This is a genomic window from Xanthomonas cucurbitae, from assembly GCF_002939885.1.
GTDB lineage: Bacteria > Pseudomonadota > Gammaproteobacteria > Xanthomonadales > Xanthomonadaceae > Xanthomonas > Xanthomonas cucurbitae.
This window is the reverse complement of the sequence record NZ_MDED01000012.1, coordinates 20,429-38,262: the sequence shown is the minus strand read 5'-3', so window position 1 is coordinate 38,262 and position 17,834 is coordinate 20,429. Positions and strand designations below refer to the sequence as shown.

Sequence of the window (17,834 nt, the reverse complement as noted above, 5' to 3'; positions counted from 1 at the left end):
GCGCAGATTCTAGACCGATGCGCACGCGCCGGGGCAGCGGCGCGGCACATCACATCACATCATGCCAAGGCTGCGCTGGCCGTATCGACCCGCTCTTTGCTCTTCAACAGAACCACCAACCAACTGTCTGGCGTGGTGTCCTTGCCGATTGCGGGACCGTTGGCGGCATGGATGCCGCCATCGAGCCCCCATGGACGGGTTAACGGCGTGTCCCGCGAGCGGTGAGGCCACCGCGCCCTCGACGCTGCGGCTTTGCTGAAGGGCCCTTGCCCGCCCACCATCGCAGGACACGCTGCAAGTACGTCCTTGTAAGCTCCGTGGCAGCATCCATGCCGCCAAGGGTCCCGCGACGGTGGGCGGGCAAGGACCAGTCGAGATGATCGGTGCGCAGGGTTTTCAAACCCGCTCTTGCCGCTGCGACTCGACGCATCGCTATGCTTGACCGCAGCCCCATCCGTTGCTGCGGTCATCATCACGCAACGCAAGCGCGGCAGGCTTCGCAGATCCCCCGCTGTTGGATTGCAATGGATTCGACGTCCTCCTCGCGCGTGCGCCACCCGGCAACGCTCGCATTACTGCTGATTCCGCTCACCCTGCCCGCTTACGCACAGCACGCTCCAGACGACGCAATGCCAGGCTTGGTTGCGAGCGACGCACCGACCGGCAATGGCGAGCAAGTCTCCACGCTGGGGCAGGTGCAGGTAGTCGGCCAGGCGATGACCTATTCCAAGACCACGGTGAGCAAGGAGATGCTGGACCGGCAATTCGTGCTGGGCAGCGTCAACGGCGCGCTCAACGAGTTGCCCGGCGTGGTGGTCACCGAAGCCGATGCGTTCGGCTCGTCGGATTGGGGCACCCAGATCAGCATGCGCGGTTTCGTCAGCAACCGCGACACACAGCAGATCGGCACCACCATCGATGGCGTCCCCAATGGCGGCTCGGCCTATGGCGGTGGCTCCAAGGCCAACCGCTTCATCGACATGCCGGACCTGGAGACGGTGGAAGTGAGCCAGGGCACCGCCGATATCGCCTCGCGCTCGAACGAGGCGCTGGGCGGCACCTTGAACTACCTCACCGGCGAGCCGCTGGAAGAACAGCGCGTGCGCGTGATCGGCGGCATCGGCGACAACCAGGCGCGCAAGTACTACGCGCGCTACGACACCGGCATGGTGGGCGGCAACACGCGCGCCTGGATCAGCGGTTCGTCGGCGCGCAACGACGACTGGATCGACGGTAGCGGCCACACCCGCCGCGATCACCTGGCCGGCAAGTTCGTCAGCGCGTTGGGTGCCTGGACGCTCAGCGGCTACGCCTCCTACAACGATGCCGACGAATCCGAATACACCAGCGTGACGCCGGAGCAGTTTGCGCGCGACCCCGAACACGATCTGCTGACCGGCAGGCTCACCGGCATCCCGTCTCTGGACCAGAACTACCGTTCCGGCTCGCGTGCATTGCGCAAAAACACGTTTGGCTACCTGCGCGGCGCCTTCGACGGCGGCAGCGGCATCAAGGCCACGCTCACCGGCTACGCACACCGCATGCAGGGCCGCGGCGACTGGATCCCGCCCTACCTGGTGGATGTCACCAATGACGGAGCCGGCGCGCCGGAATCGGAGGCGCGCGGCGGCAACACCGTGTACGGCGGCAGCGACCTGGGCAAGCTGCACTACCTCACTCCCGGCGGCGCCGCAGCCACGCAGCTGGCCGGCTGCACCGGCAGTGATGCGATACCGGCCGAATCGAATCCAGCCTGCTATCCGGCAGGCTCGGTGCCGGTGCAGTCGTATCGCCACAGCCACTACGACAACCACCGCGCCGGCGCCATGGTCGATGTGGAATGGCGCCACGACCTCGGGCCGATCGACAACACCGTGCGTGCCGGCGCGTGGCTGGAGCGCTATGACCGCAGCGTCACCCGCGACTGGCATCGCCTGCTCAACGTGGGCACCAACATCAGCTTCGATCACCAGCCGTACTGGGTGCAGTTCAAGGACGAATACCAGACAGACGAGCAGATGTACTACGTGGAAGATGTGATGCGCTATGGCGCGTTCGCCTGGCGCGTGGGGGTGAAGCAATTCTTTCTCGACCAGACCCGCGACCGCCGCATCGGCGATGCGCAGCATGTGGAATCGGATGCGCATTCAGACCCGCTGCTGTCGGCCGGCCTGACCTGGACCACACCGGTGCAGGGGCTGGAAGCCTTTGCCGGGTACTCGCAGAATTTTGCGGCGATTCCCTCCGGCGTACTGGGCGAAACCGACCCGATCGCCTTGAGCCGGGTGAAGCCGGAGACCGCCGACAACGTAGAACTGGGCCTGCGCCTCAGCCGCTGGCCGTTGACCGGTAGCCTCACCCTGTACGACATCCGCTTCGATAACCGCATCGTCTATGTGCCGGCCAACTTCGTTACCGGCATCGACTACCTGGGCGAAACCGACGGCGTGTACGAGAACTTCGGCGGTGTGCATGCGCGCGGCGTGGAAGCCGCACTGGGCTACGGCTGGGACAACGGCTGGCGCATCAATGGCGCCTACACCTACAACAAGGCCGATTACCTGGGCAGTGGCGATACGGCACGCGATACCGCGCTGGAGATCACCCCCGGTGCGCAGGTGATCGGCCAACCGCGCAACACCTTGGTGATGTCGGCCGACTGGCGCGGGCAGGCATGGCGCTTCGGTGTGTCCGGTCGGTATCTGGGCAAGCGCTACCTGGATGCCTCCAACCGCACCGCGCTCGATGGCGTGACTACCTTCACTGCGAATCTGGGGCTGGAGCTGGCGCAGCTGTCACCGCAGCTGAAGGGCCTGCAGCTGGCACTCAACGTCAGCAACCTCACCGACAAGCGCTATCTGGAAGGGGTGGACGGCAGCGATAGCGCGTTCATCGCCGCGCCGCGCACGCTTGGGCTGACGCTGACGCTGGATCTGTAACGACGACCTGCCATGCTGTGCGATGCTCGCAGTGCACACCGCTGTGGGCATCCCTTTCGATGCGATGCGAATGCCCATGATCGACCTGCCCCGCCGCCGTTTGCTGCAAGCCGGCCTGACCAGCGGCGCGGCCGCCCTGCTGCCCAGCATCGCGCGTGCCGCCGCCATCGCACCGGACCGCCGCAGTGGCACGCTGGAAGATCTGCAGCATGTGGTGATCCTGATGCAGGAGAACCGCGCGTTCGATCATTACTTCGGCGCACTGCCTGGCGTGCGCGGCTTTGGCGATCGCTTTCCGATTCCGGCTCCACCGCTGCCAGGTGCGCCCTCGCGCACGGTGTGGCTGCAGCCCAGCGAAGACGGCACGCAGTGGTTGACGCCGTTCGCGCTCGATACCGCAGCGCAATTCGGCTTCATGCGCATCAAGGGCACGCCGCACAGCTGGCCGGACGCACAACGGGCCTGGGACCATGGCCGGCTCGGGCACTGGACGGCGGCCAAGCACAATCACGCGCTGGGCTACTACGGGCGTGCCGATATTCCCTTCCAGTACGCGCTTGCCGATGCGTTCACCATGTGCGATGCGTACCATGCCTCGATCCAGACCGGCACCAATTCCAACCGGGTGTTCCTGTGGACCGGCGGCAACGACCCGCAGGCGCACCATGGCGGGCCGGTGATCGGCAACTCGCACGACAACTTTCCGGAACTGGGCGGTTTTGCCGAGCCGTATCGCTGGACCACCTATGTCGAGCAGTTGCAGCACGCCGGGGTGTCCTGGCAGATCTACCAGGACATGGCCGACAACTTCACCGACAACCCGCTGGCCGGATTCGAGACCTTTCGCCATGCCTACCGCCAGGCGCCCGGTCACGATGCGCAGCTGCGCGCGCGCGGCGTCAGCACCCGCGGCGTGGCGCAGCTGCGCGAGGATGTGCTGGCCGGCCGCCTGCCGTCGGTGAGTTTCGTCATTGCCGACGCGGCAGGCAGCGAGCACCCGGACCCATCCAGCCCGGCGCAGGGCGCGGCCTATACCGCGCGGGTGTTGGATGCGCTCACCGCCGATCCGCAGGTGTGGAGCCGCACGGCATTACTGCTGATGTTCGACGAGAACGACGGCTTCTTCGATCACATGCCGCCACCTGCGCCGCCATCGCCGGACCCGCGTGCCGCTAGCGGGTTTGCCGGCGCCTCCAGCATCGCCACCGACGACGACGACCATCGCCAGCCTGCACCGGGCGAGCAGAAAGTGGATCTGCTTGAGCTACGCGGCCGCCCGTACGGGCTTGGTCCGCGCGTGCCGCTGTATGTCATTTCGCCGTGGAGCCGTGGCGGCTGGGTGGATTCGCAGGTGTACGACCACACCTCGGTGCTGCGCCTGCTGGAACGGCGGTTTGGCGTGCAGGCAGCGGAGATCACGCCATGGCGGCGTGCGGTGTGTGGCGACCTGACCAATGCGTTCGACTTCCGCAGCGCCGATGCACGCCCATTCGTCGCAACGCTACCGGATGTGGGCGATGCGGCAACGCGTGCAGCGGCCATGCGCGAGCACACGCTGCCGCCGCTGCCGGCCACCTTGCAACCGCCCGCGCAAGCCTTCGGCGTGCGCCGCTCGCGCGCCGTGCCGTATCGCCCGAGCGTGCAATTGGCGCATGTGCCCGAGCGTGGCGAGGTGCGGCTACGCATGCACAACAGCGGCGGAGCACTGGTGTTGCAGGTCTATGACCGCTACGACCTGGCAGCGATCCCGCGCCGCTACACGGTCGGCCCCGATGCCGTGTTGGACGGCGACTGGGCCACCTACGATGGCCGCTACGATCTGTGGCTGATCGGCCCGGCTGGATTCCATCGTCATTATCGCGGCGACCTGAGCGCCCCGTTACTGGTGGCTGAGATCGCACAAGATCCGAACGACGCCACAGCCGTGTTGCTATCGCTGCGCAATGGCGGCAGCGCTGCCGTGCAGGTGGAGCTACAACCAGGTGCCTATGCAGCCGCGCAGCCGCACGAGCGCCTCGGCATTGCGCCCGGCGCGACCGAGCAGCGCCGTTGGAAAGCGGCAGGAACCGGCGGCTGGTACGACCTGTGGGTGCACCACGACGGCGCGGCCCAGCGCCTGGCTGGTCGTATCGAAACCGGCGCCGACAGCGTCAGCGATCCCGCCATGGGGGGGCCTGCGCGGTTGCAACAGGACAGGCCTGTCATCATCGGCGCGCTGGGTTGAGTGGCCGTGCCAGGTTGAATGTTGCCGCTGGCCAGCGGCAACCATCGCTCCGCATCACGCCGCTGCGTGGAAGAACGTCGCAACCTCCCTAGCCAGCATCGTGCCTGCCGAATCGACATGCGCCGCTAGCGGCACGTGTCGCTTCGGCAGGCTCACCTTCCAAACCATTCCCGCACCGCGACCGCCACCGCCTTCAGCGCCGCATCGCGTGCAGCATCGTCGACCTTGGCACCGTTCAAGTACGTGGTCAGCAGCAGTGGCGGCCGGCCCTTCGGCGGCCAGAGGATGGCGATGTCGTTGCGGGTATCGGTGCCGTTGCTACCGGTCTTGTCGCCGATCTTCCAGTCGGCCGTGAGCCCCGCTCGCAGGCAGTCGTCGCCGGTGCGGTTGTCGATCATCCAGTCGGTCAGCTGCTTGCGGGAGGCAGGCTGCAGCGCAGCGCCAAGCAGCAGCGTGCGCAGCGTCGACGCCATGGCCACCGGGGTGGTGGTGTCGCGCGGCTCGCCGGGGGCGAACCCGTTCATCTCCGGCTCGTAGCGGTCACTGCGGGTCTTGGCATCGCCGATACCGCGCAGGAAGGCGGTCACGCCGGGTGGGCCGCCGACCAGCGGGAACAACCGGTTGGCAGCCGGGTTGTCGCTATAGATCATCGTGGCCCGGCACAGGTCGCCGACACTCAGCGCGCCGCCGACATGGCGCTTGGTGACCGGGGCATGCTCCAGCATGTCCGAGGCACGGATCTTGACCGGTTGCGCCAGCGTGAGCTTGCCCTGATCCACCCGCTGCAGCACCGCGGCTGCCAATACAAATTTGAAGGTACTGCACATCGGAAAGCGCTCGTTCTCGCGCTGCCCGAGGCGCCAGCCGGTGGCGCTGTCGAGCAGGCTGATGCCCAGGCGACCACCGGTGCCACGTTCGATGTCCGCCCATTGTGCCCGCAGCAGGTCGTCCATATTCACCGCCGGGCTGAGTGCGCGCGCGGGTCTGGACGCCGCAGACAGCATGCCCGCGCCGGTTGCGCACAAGAACTCTCGCCGATTCAACATGCGTTTGCCTCCTTGAGGGAGCCCGCAGTATCGATGCGCACGCCGCAGCCGACCATCGCGATGTTTCGATCACAGGCATGAATTGAACTAATCTCTCTCGATGCCCCGCCCCCGCCTCCCGCTCAATGCCCTGCGCGCGTTCGAAGCCGCCGCGCGCCATCAAAACCTGACCCGTGCAGCGAACGAGCTGTGCGTGAGCCAGGCCGCACTCAGCCACCAGATCAAGGCGCTGGAGCAACGGCTGGGCACCAGCCTGTTCCATCGCCTGCCGCGCGGGGTGACGCTGACCGACGAGGGCGCGGCGTTGGCACCGGTGCTGGGCGAGGCCTTCGACCGCATCGCCGCCACCCTGGAGCGCTTCGCCGATGGGCGCTATCGCGACGTGCTCAGCGTGGGCGTTGTGGGTACCTTCGCCACCGGCTGGCTACTGCCGCGATTGCCGGCCTTTCATGCCGCGCATCCGGAGATCGAACTGCGCCTGTCCACCCACAACAACCGGGTCGATCTGGCCGGCGAAGGGCTGGATCTGGCGATCCGTTTCGGCGATGGCGACTGGCAGGGCCAGATTGCGCAGGCGCTGATGGAAGCACCGTTCGCGCCGGTGTGCGCACCCAACATGGCGCGTGGCCTGTGCACACCAGCCGATCTGGCCCAGCTGCCGTTATTGCGCTCGTACCGTCTGGACGAATGGCCGCAGTGGTTTCGCGCAGCGGGCGTGGCCGAGGTCGCCGCACGCGGGGCGATGTTCGATTCCTCATTGACGCTGGCCAGCGCCGCGGCAGCCGGTGCCGGCGTGGCGTTGTTGCCGCTGCCGATGTTTCGCCAGGATCTGGATGCCGGGCGGCTGGTGTGCCCGTTCCCGATCACGATCGATGCGGGGCGTTACTGGCTGACGCGACTGCGCTCGCGGCCGGGGAGCGAGGCTGGGAGGAGGTTGCTTGCGTGGTTGTTGGTGGAGCAAAAGCCGGGGTGAAGTGGACTGCGTTCCAGTGGTGATTGCCTGCGTGCACTCGACACTGCCTCCCTTATGAGATGGCTACGCCGCACCACACCTGGCCCCTCCATCAAGATGGCTGTCTTCCGCCGTACCCTCACCCCAACCCCTCTCCCGCAGGGAGAGGGGCTGTTAATCACCAGAGCTGCGGCTTGCTCCCTTCTCCCGCTGGGAGAAGGTGGCGCGTAGCGCCGGATGAGGGTGCGGGCGCGAAGCGCACTTCCATCACCTTCAAGCTCTACGCATCATCGATCAACAGGCACTCTCACCAGCCCCATCATCGCGCCCCCGCTCCTATACCCCCTCGATCAGCTCCATCCACGCCGCTTCCGCTGCGGCCAGTTGCTGCGCGGTAGCCTCGCGGTCGCGGCCCAGCACTGCCATCTTTTCGCTGTCGGCATAGTTGGCAGGGTTGGCCAGTGCGCGGTCGAGTTCTGCAAGCGCCGCCTCCAGCTCGCCCACGCGCTGTTCAGCGCTGGCCAGCTTATGCGGGTTGACGGCTTTTTTCGGCGGCAGCGGTTTGGTCGGCGGCGGCGGGGTGGGTGCCACTTCGGCCATCTTCTGCTTGGTGCCCTGCGCGGCCGGGCGGCTGCGCAGCCACGCGGCGTATTCGTCCAGGTCACCAGCGAACGGTTCGACCACGCCATCGGCCACGCGCCAGAAACTGTCGCAGACCAGGCCGATCAGATGGCGGTCGTGCGAGACCATCACGATGGCGCCTTCGAAATCGCTCAGCGCTTCGGCCAGCGCCTCGCGCATTTCCAGATCCAGGTGGTTGGTCGGTTCGTCCAGCAACAGCACGTTGGGCTGCTGCCAGGCGATCAGCGCCAGCGCCAGACGCGCGCGCTCGCCGCCGGAGAAGCCGTCCACCACTTCGAAAGCGCGGTCGCCGGCAAAATTCCATTTACCCAGGAAATCGCGGAACGCCTGATTGGAACCATCCGGCGACAGGTTGCGGAAGTGGTCCATCGGCGACTGGCCTTCATGCAGCGATTCCACCGTGTGCTGGGCGAAGTAGCCAATGCGCAGGTCCGGATGCGCACTGCGCTCGCCCGACAACGGTGCCAGCTCGCCCACCAGGGTCTTGACCAGGGTGGACTTACCCGCGCCATTGGGCCCCAACAACCCGATCCGATCACCTGCTTCCAGGCCGAAACCGACATCGTGCAGGATGACCGTGGCAGCGTCGCCCCCATCCGCCCTTCGGGCACCTTCCCCCGTACGCGGGGGAAGGGACGCGGGCGCGGGATAACCCGCTTGCAGATGATTCAAGCGGATCAACGAAAACGGCAGCCGATTGGGCTGGGCGAACTGGATGCGGAATTCGCGCTCGGCGCGCACCGCCTCGGTGCCGGCCATCTTGGCCAGGCGCTTCATGCGGCTCTGCGCCTGGGTGGCCTTGCTGGCCTGCGCCTTGAAGCGGTCGATGAAGCTCTGCAGATGCGCGCGCTCGGCCTGTTCCTTGTCGTGCGCGATCTGCTGCTGGCGCAGGTGCTCGATGCGCTGGCGCTCGAAATCGGTATAGCCGCCGACATACAGCTTGGCGGTGCCACTGTGCAGGTGCAGCGTATGGGTGGCCACGTTGTCGAGAAATTCGCGGTCGTGCGAGATCAACAGCAAGGTGCCCGGGTACTTGAGCAGCCATTGCTCCAGCCACAGCACCGCATCCATGTCCAGGTGGTTGGTGGGTTCGTCGAGCAGCAGCAGGTCGCTGGGCATCATCAGCGCGCGCGCCAGATTCAGACGCACCCGCCAGCCACCGGAGAACGAGGACACCGCGCGGTGGTGCGTATCGGCCGGGAAGCCCAGGCCGTGCAGCAGCTTGCCGGCGCGCGCCTCGGCGTCGTAGGCGCCGATCTCGGCCATCTTCTGGTGCGCGTTGGCGACCGCCTCCCAGTCCTCGCGGGCGGTGGCCTCGGCCTCTTCCTGCAGCACCGCAGACACTTCGATATCGCCGCCGAGCACAAACGACAGCGCCGGGTCGGGCAAGGACGGGGTTTCCTGCGAGACGCTGGCGGTGCGCACCTTGCCGGGCAGGTCCAAGTCACCCTTGTCGGCCTCCAGCTCGCCCTTTACTGCGGCAAACAGGCTCGACTTGCCAGTACCGTTACGGCCCACCACGCCAACGCGGTAGCCGGCATGCATGGTCAGGTCGACGTTGGACAACAGCAGACGCTCGCCGCGTCGCATGGAGAAGTTGCGCAGGGAAATCATTGATGGACAGTCCGATAGAACGAAAAGGAATGAGCAGATGAGCAGCATTCCTGCGACGCCATTCTAGCGTTAACGAATAATTAGCGCCTTCAGGTTGGCCGATGCAGATCTTCGCCCGCGCCCGACGCCACCTGCCCAGTCTTGCCGGGCCTTGCCCGGACCCACGTTTCGGAGTTGTCATGAACATCCCCCTGTCTTCGCTTGCGACCGCCGTGGTCGCTGCACTGCTTGCCTCTCCCGCCCAGGCCCAGACCGCCGCACCTGCCACCGCGCCGGCCAGCACCGCCAACACCCTGGATACGGTGATCGTCACCGGCACCCGCGTGGCCGACCGCACCGTGGCCGAATCGCAGTCGCCGATCGACATCATCAGCGCCGAGTCGCTGCAGGCCACCGGCACCCCCGAGCTGGCCACCGCGCTGGCGCGCGCGCTGCCCTCGCTGAACTTTCCGCGCCCGGCGCTGAGCGACGGCACCAGCGCGATCCGCCCTGCCCAGCTGCGCGGCCTGTCGCCGGACCAGGTGCTGGTGCTGGTCAACGGCAAGCGCCGCCACACCTCCTCGCTACTCAACCTCAACGGCACCATCGGCCGCGGCGCCGCCGCAGTGGATCTGAACACCATCCCGGTGACGGCGATCGCACGGGTGGAAGTGCTGCGCGACGGCGCCTCGGCGCAATACGGCTCCGATGCCATCGCCGGCGTGGTCAACATCGTGCTCAAGGGCGCCGAACAGGGCGGCAGCCTGCAGGCCGGCTTCGGCCAGTACTCGGCCGGCGACGGCAGCAACTACGAGCTGTCCGGCGACACCGGCGTGGCCTATGGCGGCGACCGCGGCTGGCTGCACGTGGCCGCCCAGCTCAACCAGCAGGACCCCACCGACCGCGCACGCGGCTATGCCGGCGCGCCCAGCGTCTCGCAGCCGGCCGTGGGCCAGAAGGCATTCAAGATCGGCGACCCGGACGTCAATGCGCAGGCCGCCTCGCTCACTACCGAATACCAGTTCAGCGACAGCATCACCGGCTACGCCTTCGCCACCGCCAGCAACCGCGACATCACCTCGTTCGCGTTCTTCCGCGCGCCAGGCAGCAGCCAGAACATCCTGTCGGTCTACCCACAGGGCTTTTTGCCGGAGATCCAGAGCTACGCCAAGGACCGTTCGCTGGTGGCCGGCGTGCGCGGCGCCACCGCCGGCGGCTGGGACTGGAATGCCAGCTATAACTACGGCTACAACCGCATCGACTTCCACACCCGCAACACGCTCAACGTGAGCCTGGGGCCGACCTCGCCCACCTCGTTCTACGACGGCGCGCTGGAGACCACGCAGAACATCGTCAACCTGGACGTCAAGCGCGGTTTCGACTGGGGCCTGGCGTATCCGGTGACCGTGGCCTTCGGTGCCGAGTACCGCAACGAAAAGTGGAACCAGTCGCCGGGCGAAGTGGGCTCGTACTTCCAGGCTGGCACGCTGGCCGGCGGCGCGCAGGGCTTCGGCGGATTCGCACCCAGCGTGTCCGGGCAGTATTCGCGCGACAGCTACGCGTTGTATGCCGACATCGAAGCCGACTTCACCGACAAGTTCTCCGCCGGGCTTGCCGGGCGTTATGAGGACTACAGCGATTTCGGCAGCCAGGCCTCGGGCAAGGCGTCGGCGCGCTATGCGTTTACCGACAAGATCGCATTGCGCGGCACGGTGGCCTCCGGCTTCCGCGCGCCGTCGCTACCGCAGCAGTATTTCCAGTCCACCAGCACCACCTTCCTGGCCGGCAACCCTAATCCATTCGAGATCCGCACCTTCCCGGCCGACAGCAGCGTAGCGCGCGCCTTCGGTGCCGAACCGCTGGATGCGGAAACCTCGCTGTCCTACAGCCTGGGCCTGGTGCTGCAGCCCACCGATGCGCTCTATCTCACCGTGGATGCGTACCAGATCGATGTGGACGACCGCATCGTGCTGTCGTCCAACCTCACCGGTGCCGGCGTGCGCAGCCTGCTGGAATCGCAGGGCATCTTCGGCATCAACGGCGGACGTTACTTCACCAATGCAGTGGACACGCGCACGCGCGGCGTGGACGTGGTGGGCAGCTACCGCTGGCAGCTGGCCGCCAGCCGCGTGGACCTGACCGCCGGTTACAACTACTCCGAAACCGAGGTGCGCAGCGTGGCCGCCAACCCGGCGGCGCTGTCGGCCAACGGGCTGAGCCTGGAGCGTATCGACCGCACTGAGCGCGGCCGCATCGAAGAAGGCTTCCCGCGTGACAAGTTCCTCATCAACGGCAGCTGGAATTCCGAGCACTGGACGCTGGCGCTGGGTGCCACCCGCTACGGCAAGTACAGCACGCGCCCGGCCGCGGCGATCAACGACCAGACCTTCGGTACCAAGTGGGTGGTGGATGCATCGGCCAGCTACAAGGTGGACCGCTGGACGCTGACCCTGGGCGCAGACAACCTGCTGGACCAATACCCGGACGAAAACAATTTCGCCAACTCCACCAGCGGGCAGTTCCCATACAGCAACCTGTCGCCGTTCGGCTTCAATGGTGCCTATGTCTACGGGCGCATCAACTATCGCTGGTAACGCTGCCCCGCTGAGCCACCCATGCCGCCGCTGCGCGCATGCGCTGGCTGCCCGAACACCTGGATTTCCATGCGTTTCCGCAGCGAATATGGCTGACTGCAATCGGGTTTGAAGTATCTGCATGCTTTTTGTGCAGGAACACAAACGCTCGACCACATGCCCCGGCCAGTCCGGGGCATGTGCGTTTTAGGGAGCGGCTGCATGCGTCCCTGGCGGGCACCACCGTGGGCGTCGGTGGTGGCAACAGCGGCGAAGCAATGCAGCGCAGTTTGCGCAACGGCGTGCAGCAAGCGTGCAGATCGCCGCGTGAAACGCAGATTTCATAGCAGATATTACGCCCCATAACGTCCGGCGCAAAACGCCGCTATTCCGGGGGGCGTTCCAAAGAAGTGCGAACCACGCATCACTTTGGTGCACGATGACAACGTTGGCATCAGCATATTGTTGATGACGGTTGCATGCGCAACGTAACCAAAATTTGACATGCGGTTACGCGTGGTTAATGGTTGAGAACGCACCGCAGCTGCCGCAACGGACGCGGCCTGGGAGGGGGCCCACTGCGCTGCATCCGTTCCCCACTCGGAGTTTTCACCGCATGAATTGCAAGTCCAGTCCGCTCGCAGTCGCTGTCGTTGTTGCCTTGTCGTTTTCCGCTTCAACCGTAGTCGCGCAATCGCAGGCTCCCGCCCAGAAAACCCTCGACACGCTGATCGTCACCGGCACGCGCGTGGCCGATCGCACCGTGGCCGAATCGGCATCGCCGATCGACATCATTTCGCCACAGGCACTGGAATCGACCGGCACCACCGAGTTGGCCACCGCGCTGTCACGCGCAATCCCCTCGCTCAATTTTCCCCGTCCCGCCATCTCCGATGGCTCCGATGCGGTCCGCCCGGCGCAGCTGCGTGGCCTGTCGCCGGACCAGGTGCTGGTGCTGGTCAACGGCAAGCGCCGCCACAGCACCGCGCTCATCAACCTCAACGACACCCAGGGCCGCGGTTCTTCGCCGGCCGATCTCAACACCATTCCGATCGCCGCGGTGGAGCGCATCGAAGTGCTGCGCGACGGTGCCTCGGCGCAATACGGGTCGGACGCCATCGCCGGCGTCATCAACATCGTGCTCAAGGGCAGCGGTGAAGGCGGTAGCGTCAATGGCCGCTACGGCAAATACAGTGCCGGCGACGGCGAGCAGTACCAACTGTCCGGCGATGCCGGTTTCAGCTTCGCCGGCACCGGCAAGGTGCATCTGGCCGCGCAGGCCGGCCATTCGGACCAGACCAACCGCGCGGTGCCGTTCGGCGGCCGAGTGGAGCAGCGTTACGGCGATCCCGAGATCGACCAGGGCGCGGTGTCGTTCAACGGTCAATACAGCCCCACCGATTACCTCACCTTCTATTCGTTCGGCACGCTCAGCCGGCGCGAAGTGCTGTCCAACGGCTACTTCCGCTTTGCCGGCGACAACCGCAACCGCCCGGAAATCTATCCGGACGGCTTCCTGCCGCAGATCTACAACGTCAGCAAGGACGTGTCGTGGGTGGGCGGCTTGAAGACCTCCACCGACGGCGGCCTGAACATCGATCTGAGCTACAACTACGGCCAGAACAACCTCACCTTCGATGTACGCAACAGCTTGAACAACAGTTTGGGCCTAGCCAGCCCCACCAACTTCCATGCCGGCACGCTGGAAGTGACGCAAAACGTGCTCAATGCCGACTTCACCAAGACCCTGGACTGGGGCCTGGCCTATCCGGTGACGCTGGCCTTCGGTGCGGAATGGCGCGGCGAGAAGTTCAATCAATCACCGGGCGATGCGGCTTCCTCGGCCAACGGCGGCATTCCGTCGGCCAATGGCGCGTTGATCCCGGGCGCGCAGGTATTCCCAGGCTTCAAACGCTCCGATGCCGGCTACTACAACCGCAACAGTCACTCGGCGTATGTGGACCTGGAAGCGGACCTGACCGAAAAATTCTCCGCCGGTCTTGCCGGGCGCTACGAGAAGTACAGCGATTTCGGCGACACCGCGACCGGAAAGCTGTCGCTGCGGTATGCATTCAATCCCAAGGTGGCGCTGCGTGCCACGGTGTCCACCGGGTTCCGCGCGCCCTCGTTGCAGCAGCAGAATTTCCAATCGATCGCCACGCAGTTTCTCAATGTGGCCCAGCCCAACGGCACGGTGGCGGCGATTCCGTTCGAGATCGGCACCTTCCGCACCGATAACCCGGCGGCCATCGCGCTGGGCGCCGAACCACTCAGGGCCGAGGAATCCAACAACTACGGGCTGGGCGTGGTGCTGCAGCCGGTAGACAACCTGTACATCACCGTCGATGCCTACCGCATCGATATCGATGACCGCATCGTGCTGTCGGAGAACCTCACCTCCACCGCCGCACGCAATTATCTGCAGGCCAACGGGTTTCCCGGCATCGGTGGCGGGCGCTATTTCACCAACGCGGTGGACACCAAGACCCAGGGCGTGGATGCAGTGGGCAGCTATCGCTGGACCCTGGACAGCGGAAATGCCGAGCTGACCACCGGCTACAACTACAACAAGACCGAGATCGAACGCATCGCCGCCAACCCGGCCGCGCTGGAGGCGATCGACCCGGGTGCGGTCCGCATTGGCCGGGCGGAACTGGGTCGCATCACCGAAGGGACGCCGCGCGACAAGTTCTTCCTGGGCGGCACCTGGTCGCCGGGCAACTGGTCCTTCACCGGCACCGCCACGCGCTGGGGCGAGTTCAGCACCTTCGGCACCAATGCCGGCAGCGACCAGACCTACGCGGCCAAGTGGACGCTGGATCTGGCCGCGTCCTACAAGCTGGGCGCCTGGGCGTTCACCGTCGGCGGCGACAACGTGTTCAACGAATATCCGGATCGCCAGCAAGCCGGCCTGGGCACGCGCAACTATCTGCCCTACAGCAATGCCTCGCCGTTCGGCTTCAACGGCGCACTGGTGTACGCCAACGTGAACTACACATGGTGAATGCCGCGCGCCGGGCGGCAACGACCGGCGCATTGCTCGCGCGGCAATGCGGCTGACCGCGCATTGCCGATTACCGCCGTTCCCGCACTGCACGCCCGGCTCCCGATGCGTGCAGGACGCGGGTACTACGGATTTCCCCTCCGCCGCCGCAGTACCGGCATTCCCTAGCCTGGCGGCTACGCCCACCCGCCCCTTTGAGCCTTGATCCCCATGCACACCTCCAACGCCCTCTCGCTGGCAATTTCGGCTGCACTGACGCTGTGCGCGTTTACTGCCGGCGCGCAGTCGCAAACCGCCGAACCGCAAAAAACCCTGGATACCCTGATCGTGACCGGCACGCGCGTGAGCGACCGCACCGTGGCCGAATCCGAATCGCCGATCGACATCATCACCGAGCAATCGCTGCAGGCCACCGGCGCCACCGACATCGCCACCGCGTTGGGCAAATTGCTGCCTTCGTTGAACTTCCCGCGCCCGGCCATTTCCGACGGTAACGATGCAGCGCGCCCGGCCACGCTGCGCGGGCTGTCGCCGGACGCGGTGCTGGTGCTGGTCGACGGCAAGCGCTACCACACCTCCTCGCTCATCAACTACAACCCCTACGTGGGCCGCGGCTCGGCGCCAGCCGATCTCAATTCACTGCCGATGTCGGCGATCGCACGCATCGAAGTGCTGCGCGACGGCGCCTCGGCGCAATACGGCTCCGATGCCATCGCCGGCGTGGTCAATATCGTGCTCAAGCATGGCGCCGATGCCGGCAGCAACAGCGTGTCGATCAACGGCGGCCTCATGGACAAGGGCGATGGTGCGCAGAATGGTATCGATGGCTCGATCGGCCTGCCGTTCGGCGGCGGCGGCGATGCCGCACCAGGCTGGGTGCGGCTGTCCTGGAACTACCAGAACACCATGGACACCAATCGCAGTGAAAACACCAACCGCGCCACCACCATCGCCGGTGCGGCCAATCCCGGCGGTGTGCCCTACCAACGCCATGGCGATCCGGATTCCACGTTCTATCAAGGCCTGGCCGCATTCGGCTACACCTTCTCGCCTAATCTCGAGCTGTACGGCCATCTGAGCATGAGCCGCCGCGAAGTGACCTCCAACGGCTACTACCGCGCCTATGACAACACCAGCCGCAATGTGCAGGCGGTGTATCCCAACGGCTTCCTGCCGCAGATCTACAATCCCGTCAACGACCGCTCGGCGGTGCTGGGATTGAAGGGCAGCACTGCCAGCGAATGGAATTGGGACCTGTCGGCCACCTATGGCAAGAACGACATGACCTTCAACATCCTCGACAGCATCAACACCAGCCTGTACTGGTCCACCGGCAACTCGCCACTGAACTTCAATGCCGGCGGGTTCGAGACCGAACAGGGCACGGTCAATCTGGACATCAACAAGTCCTTCGACTGGGGCCTGGCGTATCCGGTGAACGTAGCCTTCGGTGCCGAGCATCGCCAGGACCGCTACGCGATCACTGCTGGCTCGCCGGCCTCGTATTTCTTCGACCCCAACACCATCGACCCCTCCACCGGCACGCCTTACCCCGGCGGCGCGCAGGTGTTCTCTGGCCTGGAACCCTCGGTGGCCGGCAAATTCGGCCGCCACAGCAATGCGGTGTACGCCAATCTGGAAGCGGATCTGACCGACAAGCTCTCCGGCGGTATTGCCGGGCGCTTCGAGAACTACAGCGATGCCGGCTCCACCCGTGCGGGCAAGCTGTCGGCACGCTATGCCTTCACCGATACGTTCGCACTGCGCGCCACCGTCTCCAACGGCTTCCGCGCACCGTCGTTGGCGCAGCAGAACTACGCTTCGGTGGTCACCCTGCCGCAGGACGGCCAGTTGGTCCAGGTGGGCACCTACCGCACCTCCGATCCGGTTGCCCTGCAGCTGGGCGCCCGCCCGCTGAGCCCGGAAAAATCCACCAACTACGGGCTGGGCGGCGTGTGGCAACCCACCGCCAACTTCACCTCCAGCCTGGACGTCTACCAGATCCGCATCTGGGACCAGATTCTGTATTCGGACCAGCTGCAGCTGGCGCAGCCCATCGGCCAGGTGGCCGCGGTGCAGTTCTTCGTCAACGGCGCCACCAGCCGTACCCGCGGCGTGGACTGGATCAACAGCTACCAGGCTGAGCTGGGCAGCTACGGCAAGCTCAACCTGAGCGCCAGCGCCAACTACAACAAGACCACCATCCTGGAATTGTCCAACCCCAACTTCGGACGCGCCAGCCAGGGCCTGCTCACCCAATCGACGCCGCGCACCAAGTACATGGCCGCAGCGGATTGGTCGATCGGCGGGTTCGCGCTGAACGTCAATGCCACCCGCTACGGCGCGATCAAGCGCATCGGCGACCCGGCCGATGGCAGCCAGGATCAGACCTACGCTGCGCGTTGGCTGTTGAACCTTGCCGCCAACCAGACCTGGAATGCCTTCACCTTCACCGTCGGCGCAGACAACCTCACCAACCAGTACCCGACCAAGGCCCAGCTGACCACCGGCTACGACGACCGCGCCAGCGGCCTGCAATATTCGTCGCTCTCGCCGTTCGGCTTCAACGGGCGCTACTGGTACGGCCGGGTCACCTACCGGTTCTGATCCGCGACAGGCTGCGCCGGGCTGGGGTCCGGCGCAGCGCAGCTGCGTGGTCGCGCTGCGACGACCACGCGCGGCGCGGCGCATCCGCAGGGCGGGCATCGATATCCCGTTGCGCGACAAGGCAATGCCACCGTCCCGGTGCGGCGTCCACGCCGCCGCCGTGGCGCGCCGTTCCCGTGCCGGCAATCAGGCTGCATCCACCACGCAGCGTGGATGCACACCGACAGCCTGGGCAGCGACCCGCTGCAGAGGGA

At 65.9% G+C, this 17,834-nt stretch carries 8 protein-coding genes; 6 read left to right on the top strand and 2 right to left on the bottom strand.

Features of this window, described 5'->3' with window-relative positions; genetic code table 11:
• Positions 1-524: 524 nt before the first annotated feature.
• Together XcuCFBP2542_RS08280 and XcuCFBP2542_RS08275 are read left to right on the top strand one after the other, a co-directional pair.
• On the top strand, positions 525-2,939 hold the full coding sequence (locus XcuCFBP2542_RS08280) for a TonB-dependent receptor (protein ID WP_104603126.1): 2,415 nt from the start codon (positions 525-527) through the stop codon (positions 2,937-2,939).
• A gap of 76 nt (positions 2,940-3,015) precedes the next feature.
• Positions 3,016-5,163, top strand: a complete 2,148-nt coding sequence (locus tag XcuCFBP2542_RS08275; protein WP_104603177.1) for a phosphocholine-specific phospholipase C — start codon at positions 3,016-3,018, stop codon at positions 5,161-5,163.
• Positions 5,164-5,315: 152 nt separating this feature from the next.
• Here XcuCFBP2542_RS08275 and bla read toward each other — a convergent pair whose 3' ends face one another.
• Positions 5,316-6,209, bottom strand: coding sequence for a class A beta-lactamase (gene bla, locus XcuCFBP2542_RS08270; protein WP_104603125.1), 894 nt, complete (start codon positions 6,207-6,209; stop codon positions 5,316-5,318).
• Positions 6,210-6,309: 100 nt separating this feature from the next.
• Between bla and ampR the strand changes: the two genes are divergently transcribed.
• Positions 6,310-7,182 (top strand): LysR family transcriptional regulator AmpR, encoded by an 873-nt coding sequence (gene ampR, locus XcuCFBP2542_RS08265; protein ID WP_104603124.1) that lies wholly within the window; start codon positions 6,310-6,312, stop codon positions 7,180-7,182.
• Positions 7,183-7,497: 315 nt separating this feature from the next.
• Here the strand turns inward: ampR and XcuCFBP2542_RS08260 are convergent, their stop codons facing one another.
• A complete protein-coding gene (locus XcuCFBP2542_RS08260; RefSeq protein ID WP_104603123.1) occupies positions 7,498-9,417 on the bottom strand; it encodes an ABC-F family ATP-binding cassette domain-containing protein in 1,920 nt (639 codons plus the stop codon).
• A gap of 179 nt (positions 9,418-9,596) precedes the next feature.
• On the opposite strand from XcuCFBP2542_RS08260, the gene XcuCFBP2542_RS08255 reads away from it, so the two are divergent.
• The 3 genes from XcuCFBP2542_RS08255 to XcuCFBP2542_RS08245 all read left to right on the top strand — a co-directional run bounded on the left by XcuCFBP2542_RS08255 (position 9,597) and on the right by XcuCFBP2542_RS08245 (position 17,580).
• Positions 9,597-11,990: a TonB-dependent receptor plug domain-containing protein gene (locus XcuCFBP2542_RS08255; protein WP_104603122.1), complete on the top strand. Its 2,394-nt coding sequence runs from the start codon at positions 9,597-9,599 to the stop codon at positions 11,988-11,990.
• 595 nt (positions 11,991-12,585) lie between these two features.
• Entirely contained in the window at positions 12,586-14,973 is a 2,388-nt protein-coding gene (locus XcuCFBP2542_RS08250) for a TonB-dependent receptor plug domain-containing protein (RefSeq protein ID WP_104603121.1), read from the top strand.
• A gap of 210 nt (positions 14,974-15,183) precedes the next feature.
• Positions 15,184-17,580 (top strand): TonB-dependent receptor plug domain-containing protein, encoded by a 2,397-nt coding sequence (locus tag XcuCFBP2542_RS08245; protein ID WP_104603120.1) that lies wholly within the window; start codon positions 15,184-15,186, stop codon positions 17,578-17,580.
• The last annotated feature ends 254 nt before the right edge of the window (positions 17,581-17,834 follow it).

Excerpts from the sequence above, each read along its gene's own strand:
- XcuCFBP2542_RS08280 (WP_104603126.1), top strand. The coding sequence starts at position 525 with ATGGATTCGACGTCCTCCTCGCGCGTGCGCCACCCGGCAACGCTCGCA.
- XcuCFBP2542_RS08275 (WP_104603177.1), top strand. The coding sequence starts at position 3,016 with ATGATCGACCTGCCCCGCCGCCGTTTGCTGCAAGCCGGCCTGACCAGC.
- bla (WP_104603125.1), bottom strand. The coding sequence starts at position 6,209 with ATGTTGAATCGGCGAGAGTTCTTGTGCGCAACCGGCGCGGGCATGCTG.
- ampR (WP_104603124.1), top strand. The coding sequence starts at position 6,310 with ATGCCCCGCCCCCGCCTCCCGCTCAATGCCCTGCGCGCGTTCGAAGCC.
- XcuCFBP2542_RS08260 (WP_104603123.1), bottom strand. The coding sequence starts at position 9,417 with ATGATTTCCCTGCGCAACTTCTCCATGCGACGCGGCGAGCGTCTGCTG.
- XcuCFBP2542_RS08255 (WP_104603122.1), top strand. The coding sequence starts at position 9,597 with ATGAACATCCCCCTGTCTTCGCTTGCGACCGCCGTGGTCGCTGCACTG.
- XcuCFBP2542_RS08250 (WP_104603121.1), top strand. The coding sequence starts at position 12,586 with ATGAATTGCAAGTCCAGTCCGCTCGCAGTCGCTGTCGTTGTTGCCTTG.
- XcuCFBP2542_RS08245 (WP_104603120.1), top strand. The coding sequence starts at position 15,184 with ATGCACACCTCCAACGCCCTCTCGCTGGCAATTTCGGCTGCACTGACG.